Origin of the sequence: Treponema sp., assembly GCF_017430385.1 — a bacterium.
Taxonomy (GTDB): Bacteria; Spirochaetota; Spirochaetia; order Treponematales; family Treponemataceae; genus Treponema_D.
The window spans coordinates 1-7,736 of sequence record NZ_JAFRNB010000112.1 but is presented as its reverse complement, the minus strand read 5'-3'; the positions used below and the strand labels follow the sequence as shown (position 1 = coordinate 7,736).

Sequence of the window (7,736 nt, the reverse complement as noted above, 5' to 3'; positions counted from 1 at the left end):
TCGATTCCGTGTTTCCAGAAATCTTTTTGCGTGATGTCGAAACCTGCTTTTTTGCACAAATCTTCGCAGCTCATGTTGCCTGTGTTTGAAAGCAATTCTGCGTAGGTTTTGGCGAAATCTTTTCCTTCTTTCTGGTAGCGGGCGTACAATCCTGCTGCGAAAAGCTGTCCGAAAGCGTAGGGGAAGTTGTAAAAGTCCAGTCCTGTTGAATAATAATGTGATTTTACTGCCCACATATATTCGTGCCGCTCGCTGTTAAGTCCGTTTCCATAAGATTTTTCCTGAGCTTCGCGCATGAGACGGCAGAAATCATCTGAGTTAAGCTCGCCGTTCTTTCGTTCTTCAAAAACACTGCGCTCAAAGTAGAATCGGCACAAAATATCGACCAGAACCTGGCTCACATCCTGCAAGTCCAAATCCAGAATCTGAATTTTTTCGGCATCGCTGCATTTTGAAATCATGTCCTGCTTGACGATTGTTTCTGCGAAGGTTGAGGCGGTTTCGGCGAGCGTCATCGGGTATGAGAAAAATGCCGGCGGTTTTCCTTTCATGCAAGAAAAATGATATGCGTGGCCGAGTTCGTGCGCCAGCGTGATTATGTCGCTGAATGCGCCCGTGAAGTTTGTCATGATTCGGCTCTGGTGCCCGAGTGCAAAATCTTCGTCGTAAGCCCCGCCTACCTTTCCTGCTCGTACTTCGGCATCAATCCAGTTTTCGGCAAAGGCTTTTTTGGCAAACTCGCCCATTTCCGCACTGAAAGAAGAATATCGTTCGATGATGTAATCGCGGGCCTCGTCGAAAGTCCATTCTTTTGAAAGAAGACCTTTTTCGGAATTATCCCGTTTGTTGAGCGGAGTCGAAACAAGCGGGGCAAACAAATCGTAAAAAGCAAGACCTTTTTTGTCCTGAGAGACTGTGAGATTGTTTTTGTGAAGAAAATCAGCCTTTAGATTGAAATATTCCCGCCAGAGAGGAAGGCTTTCTTCGATTGAACTGATCAGCGCGTCGAGCGTTTTTTGTGAAAGTCGGGCAGAGGAAAGAGAGCGGTCGAGCGGCTTCTGCCATTTTCGGTGGCGGTTTAGCGTGAGGGTTTCGCCTTTGAGATTGTTGAGGCAGGCCGCAAACGCGATTTCATTCTGTTTGAGAAGTGAAATTTCTTTATGATACGCAGATTTGCGTAATTCCGGGTCTGCTGAGTACGCATCATTGCGTAATTCGTTGAAAGTTTTGCCTGTTTCAGCATCTTTGAGATTTGAAATCAGTTGCTCGTGAAGCCTGTCCCACGCATCTCCGCCAGTCTGCTGAAGTTCGCCCGCAAGTTTTTCTTCGAGCGGTGACATCTGATGCTTTGTCTCTTCGAGAGTTTCATTCAGAATGTAGCGGTATTCCTCAAATTCCGGGAAACGCTTGTAAAAATCTTCGAGGCGGCCACTGTTAGCGAGCAAAACCGACTTGAAAGTCAAATCAAGCTGCTTGTAACGGAGCGTGAGATTGTCAATCTGAGTGATATTGTTGAGATAGTCCGTGTTCGTGGTGTCAACCGAGTAAATTATGTAGGCATAGGCATTGAGCGAGCCGCAAAGAGCCGAAACTTTTTCGTCCGCCTCAAGAAAGCCTTTGAGCCAGACCGGAAAGTCAAAATTCTCGCCGGCATTTTTTATGAAATTGCTTGCCGACTCCAAAAGCGACTCAAGATTTTCCATGCCGCTTTCAAAGTCAGAAAGAGCCTTCTGGTATTCAGCGGATTTTATTGAAGGAAAAATGGAATCCAGGTTCCATCGTGGGATTTTGTTTGAGTTTGTCATAGTGGTATTTTATCACAAATTATTCTAAGAATTCATAATCTTTCAACAGATTTGTTATATTTTTCAAAAGTTTTTGGCTGAATTCTTCATTGCGTTTTTTTGTGATAAAATCTTTGTTTATTTTGACTTCTGTTGATTCAATGAAGAAAAGATACGCTGGAACAGAAAGCTCTTTTGAAAATGTCTCAATCATCTCAACGGAAGGAAATTTTTTGCCAGTTTCAATTTCGCTCAAATAATTCGTGGCGATATTGCATTTTTCGGCGAGTTGTTGCTGACTGAAATGTGAATTTTTTCTGTAAAACTTTAAATTATTTATAAATACATTCCTCAACGACATGTTTCTAATGCTATCGGCTTGTTTTTATAATTGGCACAAGCCTTTAGTGATATTAGAATAATTATCTAGCTATTAGCTTTAAATTTCAAAAATCATTGTCGGCGGACAGAAAACGCAAAGGAGTTTTTATGGGACAGGTTGAAAACAGTCTTTTCGGAAAACCACATTACAAACAGTGCAAAAATTGTGGTTGTGAATTCAGAGTTGGAAAAGGAATTAATTCCAAAGGCAAAAAATTAACGAAAGTTGGACTTGTATTTGCGATTTGTACGCTTGGTACCTCTCTTATAAATCCGATGTTTTCTTGCCAGAAATATTGCTCACGAGAATGTTGGCGAGCTGATACTGGAAATAACTAAATCAAATCCTGCCCTTCTTCATTTTCGAAAAAGGGCATTTTTTTTGGAGTTTTTGTTGAAATACTTTTTTGTTTTTTGTAGTATGTTTTTTGCCTCATCACTTTTTGGTGATTCTTGGATTTTTGATAGATACGGAGAAAAAGGAAAAAACACACCAGATTTTTTTGTTGTTTTTTCAAATACAAAAGAAGCAGAATCTTGGCTCTCAGAATCAAATTTGACACTTTCTGATTTACGAGAACTTGAGCCTTTACTTGGATATCTCCAAAATGATATGGGCCGAATCGTAAAATCAGGTTATGTTATGATTTTCTGCATTGAATCAATATCCTATGGAGATGAAAATTTTTATCCAAGCGATTATTATGTGATACCCTAGATTTTGTTTGTCATAAAACGCTCCTAAGTTCAGAAATCTTTTCGCTTGTGGTTGCCCAGCTTGTCGCAAAGCGCACGACCGTGTGATTCTCGTCATATTTTTCCCAGAAAGAGAATTTTACGCTTTTCTGCAGCTCCTGCATTTTTGAATTTTCGAGAATCACGAACTGCTGGTTTGTCGGCGAGTCGATGAAAAATTTGTAGCCTTTTTCGCTGAAGGCCGATTTGAGTTCTTCCGCCCGGTCAATTGCGTTTTTGCTGATTTTGAAATAAAGGTCATCGGTGAAGAGTGTGTCGAACTGAACTCCGAGAAGCCGCCCCTTTGCAAGAAGCGCGCCGTGTTTTTTAACAAGATGGTCGAAGTGGGCCGGCATATTTTTCTTTGTGAATACGACGGCCTCACCGCAAAGCGCGCCGACCTTTGTTCCGCCGATATAAAAAACATCGCACAAGCGGGCGACATCCTGCAAAGTTATATCAGTCTGCCTGCTTGCCAGGCCGTAGCCAAGCCTTGCTCCGTCCATAAAAAGCGGGATTCCGTGCTTGTGGCAGACTTCGCTGATTTGAGAAAGCTCCTCTTTTGAATAAAGGGTTCCGTATTCTGTCGGGTGGGAAATGTAGCAAAGTCCCGGAAAAACCATGTGCTCATGGTTTCCGTCCGCATAAAAATCTTTGATAAAGGAATCAAGCTCGCTTGCATCTATTTTGCCGTTATGGGCTGGAAGCGTAAGGACTTTCCGGCCTGTATATTCGATTGCGCCGGCTTCGTGAACGCTGACATGGCCCGTTTGAGCCGAAACTACGCCTTCATATTGGGCAAGCATCGTGTCGATTACAATCTGATTTGTCTGAGTGCCGCCTGTGAGAAAAAAGACCTGAGCTTCTGGCAAACCGCAGGCGGCGGCGATTTTTTCTTTTGCACGCTCTGTGTATTTATCGCTTCCGTAGCCAGAAAGACTTTCCATATTTGATTTTGCCAGTGCTTCCAGAATAAGCGGGTGAGCACCTTCAATATAATCACTTTCAAAAGAAATCATAAAAAACTCCGAAGCTTAGAAGAAAATAAGTCCTAAGATTCCGAGCGGAATCAAGTAGCAGGCGAACCATTCAAGTTTGCCTTTGCGAATCAATTTCATCAAAATCGAAAGCGAGAGGTAGCCCCATGCGAATGCCGCAAGACAGCCGCAGAATACTGGAAGAACACCAATCTGACTTCCGACTTCACCCAAATCTTTTGCTTCAAGCACGAATGCGCCCAGAATCGCCGGAATCGAGACGATGAACGAAAATTCGCCTGCCGCAGCCCGGTTTACGCCCGCAAGCTGTGCGCCCGCAATAGTTGAACCAGATCGGCTTATACCTGGCAAAGTTCCGACTCCCTGCATGAAGCCGATAAAAAGTGCCTGAAGAATGGAAATGCCCTTTGGTTTGACTTCGCCAGACTGGCTGAGTGTTCCCTGAGCGGAGTCGAAGGGGACGTCACTTTTGCGGGCGGACTTTCGTTTTTCAAATTTTGCACTGAAAATCAAAAGACATGCTGTGAACAAAAATCCTGCGCAAGTGACTTTAATCGGAAGTTCTGGAATAAGCTTGCTCGTAACAACGCCGATTGCGCCAGTTACGACAGTTGCAAAAATCACAGCCAGAATTGTCTTTCGGCCAAGCTCGTCCGTGCCCGTGAGAAGGTCGGCTTCCGGGGTTTTAGGGGCTATGCCCCTAGGAGAAGGGGTAGCCTCCGACATCCTGTCGTGACAAGAATTTTGCAAGCAAAATTCTTGCGGGTTTATCTTGCTTTCGCCCACCTCCTTGTGGGCATCATTTATAAATATATTATTTGATTTGCTTTTGCAGGGGAAGGCTTTCCCCTCCTCATTTTCTAATTTTCCATTTTCAATTTTCCGTTTTCCGTTTGGCAAAATCCATCTGAACAAAATCACGAAAAGGCGGGCGATTTTCTTCCTGAAATAAAGAATTACCGCCGCCAGAGTTGCCAGGTGCAGCATTACATCAAAAAGAAGGGGAACATCGCTGAGACCAAAAAGTTTTTGCGCCACCGCAAGATGTCCGCTTGACGAAATCGGCAGAAATTCCGCGATTCCCTGTAAAACACCAAGAATAATTGCTTGAAAAATTGACATGCTGCTAGTGTAACATATTTCTTCATTTTGATATACTTTCCTCATTATGAAAAAGTTTTCCGTTCTTTTTGCACTCGCAGCAATTTTTGTTTCATGTTCGTCAGTTGTCGTTCCAAATTATATCGTTGATTATTCAGATGCAGGAAAAGAAGAACACCGCCTGGAAGAAGAGCGGATTGCAGCCGAAAAGGAAGCTCGCCGTAAAGCCCGGCTGGAAGGCCACTATGAGGAAGGAAATGGCTATGTCGCAAAAAAAGAAATTACCGTTGACCGCGAAAAATCTATCCGAATTGTGCTTATTTCAGATTTCCATTCGGCAATGTTCGGAAGCAACGAAGACACTCTGATTCAAAAAATCAAGGATGCGAAGCCCGATTTGATTGCCTTGACCGGCGATATTTTTGATTTCCAGACAAAATCTTACCGCCCGGTTCAGCATGTGCAGTATCTTATTGAGGGCATAAAAGATGTCGCGCCGTTTTTTTATGTTTCGGGCAACCATGAATTTTATGCGTACCACAACGAGGAATTCAACTATATGATTACAGATAATGGCGGAGTCGTAATCGAAGGAAAAGCGCAGAAAGTTTCATTGCCGCTTGGTGATGTTATAGTCGCAGGAATCCCGGACCCATTTATCGACCTCAATTATGAAGAGCGAAAGAAAGGAAAGGATAATCCAGAAAAATATCTCGAACGGATTGAGAACTTAAAGAATGTGACCGAGACTGCTCAGAAAAATGCGGCCGCTGCCGGTTCAAAAATCTTGTGCACGATTCTTCTTGCGCACCGCCCGGAATATATAGAAGATTATAAAAAAGCCGGCTGTTTTGATTTGGTTCTCAGCGGACATACGCACGGCGGACAGTGGAGATTCGGAAAAATTATAAAGGGTGTGTATGCGCCAAATCAAGGCTTCTTTCCGAAATATGTTGGCGGCCTCTACGAATTTTTTGAAGACGAAAAACCGTCCGCAATGGTCATAAGCCGTGGTTTGTCATATCAAAAACCTGCTTTCCCAAGAATTGGAAACAGCCCGGAACTCGTAATTATAGATGTAGTTCCGCACGAGAGCCGATTTTAGGTAGAATATTTTTTCATGGAAGGTTGGGGGCAATCCACCTGCTGCGGCTGTTCCGCGGCTCGCTCACCCTCGGCCTCTTCCCTCGTCACTCATTTCATTCGCTCCTCAGTCCAGTGGCTGGCTACGCCACCGCTCCATAGCCGTGCCCGACATTTTCGTGATAGGAAAAATTTTTTGCATTTTTCAGACTATTTGCGACATCCATGTCGTGACAAGAATTTTCATTCTGAAAATTCTTGCGATTTAATTGCTCTCCGCCACATCCGTGTGGCAATTTTTTTTTACTTTTTTCAAAAAAATTGCTTTTACATTGCCAAAAATGAAAAAATTTTGGAAATACATATATGCGTGGAAAAAATTCCCATGTGATATTTATTTTCAAGCGAGGTTCATTTATGGTACAGAAAAAAGCAACACTCAGACCTTCACCAACGGCAATCCTCAATCCGCGGCTTGACCCGATTTTCAAGGCGATTTTCACTCAAGGCACGGAAGAATCCGACCTGGCCCTCAAGGGCTTGCTTACCGCTGCTATCGGCAAACAGGTCATTTCACTCACTCTCCAGCCGAACGAACCGCCCGTTGAGATTCCCAAAAACATGCAGATGTCGTTTGATGTCAGTGTGGTCTTCAATGACGGCGAGAGGGCGGACATCGAGGTACAGGGACGGCAGTATGACTATGACTATGACTTCGGAACACGGGCGGAAATCCAGTCTGCCCGGCTTCTGAACATGAACGCAAAAAAAGGAAACGAATGGCAGACCGAAAAAGTCTATCAGATTTCGGTGCTCAACTTTGAATACGACAAAGATGACATGTCAGCGGTGTCGTGGTATAATATGAGGAGTGATTCGGGCGGAAGGCTCGGCGACAGTCTCAATGTGATTTTCCTCGACCTTGTGAAAATCCGCAGGCTAAAAGGAACTCCGCCGGAAAACCTTTCGCCTATCGAAAAGTGGGGGATGTTCTTCGCCTTCGAGGACAATCCGAAAGAACAGGAATATCTTGCAAAGGTCAAGGAGAACATGGAGGACATTATGGCAGCAGATTTCATCGTAAAGAGAATGAGCGAAGAGGACGCAAACTGGGCGTTCGAAAACTCATTATTCATAGGCACGCGTGATTATAATGCAAGAATGCATTGTGCCGAACGGAAAGGACTCCAAAAAGGACTTGAAAAAGGACTTGAAAAAGGACTCAAAAAGGGAGCCATGCAAAATGCCCGCGAAAATGCACGGAACTTGCTCAAAAAATCAAATCTTTCGGCCGAAATGATTGCGGATTGTTGCTCCCTTCCTTTGGAGCAGGTGCTTGCGATAAAAGAAGAACTAGAAACTGAGAAAATTGAAAGTTGAAAACGGAAAATTGAAAATTTTTGGGGGAAGCTGCTTGGTTTGGATTCAGGTGTGGTCTTTACTGGGCGCTTTCTTGACGGGGTGTATCTACTTTATTTTGGCAATGTAAAATGAAAAAAAATGGAAATTTCTTGAGTTTTTGAAAGTTTTTCATGGGGCAATCAACTTGCTGCGGCTGTTCCGCGGCTCAGTCACCCTCGGCCGCTTCCCTCGCTAACGCTCAGTCCAGTGGCTGGCTCCGCCACCGCTCCATAGCCGTGCCCGACTTTTTCGT

7 protein-coding genes and 1 pseudogene are annotated in these 7,736 nt (G+C 44.0%); 3 read left to right on the top strand and 5 right to left on the bottom strand.

What is annotated here, in order from left to right; genetic code table 11:
- Both IJJ71_RS07960 and IJJ71_RS07955 read right to left on the bottom strand, forming a co-directional pair.
- Positions 1 to 1,805: M3 family oligoendopeptidase (locus IJJ71_RS07960; RefSeq protein WP_296846300.1), on the bottom strand; the 1,805-nt coding region annotated here is incomplete at its 3' end.
- Positions 1,806 to 1,824: 19 nt separating this feature from the next.
- Positions 1,825 to 2,145: a helix-turn-helix domain-containing protein gene (locus IJJ71_RS07955; protein ID WP_296846299.1), complete on the bottom strand. Its 321-nt coding sequence runs from the start codon at positions 2,143 to 2,145 to the stop codon at positions 1,825 to 1,827.
- Between the two features lie 414 nt (positions 2,146 to 2,559).
- On the opposite strand from IJJ71_RS07955, the gene IJJ71_RS07950 reads away from it, so the two are divergent.
- Positions 2,560 to 2,883 carry a hypothetical protein gene (locus IJJ71_RS07950; RefSeq protein ID WP_296846298.1) on the top strand — a complete coding sequence of 108 codons (324 nt, stop codon included), beginning with the start codon at positions 2,560 to 2,562 and terminating at the stop codon, positions 2,881 to 2,883.
- A 10-nt stretch (positions 2,884 to 2,893) separates the two neighbouring features.
- Here the strand turns inward: IJJ71_RS07950 and IJJ71_RS07945 are convergent, their stop codons facing one another.
- The 3 genes and pseudogenes from IJJ71_RS07945 to IJJ71_RS14945 form a co-directional block, all read right to left on the bottom strand.
- Positions 2,894 to 3,919, bottom strand: coding sequence for a threonine aldolase family protein (locus IJJ71_RS07945; RefSeq protein ID WP_296846297.1), 1,026 nt, complete (start codon positions 3,917 to 3,919; stop codon positions 2,894 to 2,896).
- A gap of 15 nt (positions 3,920 to 3,934) precedes the next feature.
- Positions 3,935 to 4,684, bottom strand: coding sequence for an undecaprenyl-diphosphate phosphatase (locus tag IJJ71_RS07940; RefSeq protein ID WP_367113233.1), 750 nt, complete (start codon positions 4,682 to 4,684; stop codon positions 3,935 to 3,937).
- A 99-nt stretch (positions 4,685 to 4,783) separates the two neighbouring features.
- Positions 4,784 to 5,020 (bottom strand): annotated as a pseudogene (locus IJJ71_RS14945) (undecaprenyl-diphosphate phosphatase); the annotation flags it as partial.
- Positions 5,021 to 5,066: 46 nt separating this feature from the next.
- Here IJJ71_RS14945 and IJJ71_RS07935 point away from each other — a divergent pair.
- Positions 5,067 to 6,104 carry a metallophosphoesterase gene (locus tag IJJ71_RS07935; protein ID WP_296846295.1) on the top strand — a complete coding sequence of 346 codons (1,038 nt, stop codon included), beginning with the start codon at positions 5,067 to 5,069 and terminating at the stop codon, positions 6,102 to 6,104.
- A gap of 395 nt (positions 6,105 to 6,499) precedes the next feature.
- Positions 6,500 to 7,462: an Rpn family recombination-promoting nuclease/putative transposase gene (locus IJJ71_RS07930; RefSeq protein ID WP_296846294.1), complete on the top strand. Its 963-nt coding sequence runs from the start codon at positions 6,500 to 6,502 to the stop codon at positions 7,460 to 7,462.
- Positions 7,463 to 7,736 lie beyond the last annotated feature (274 nt).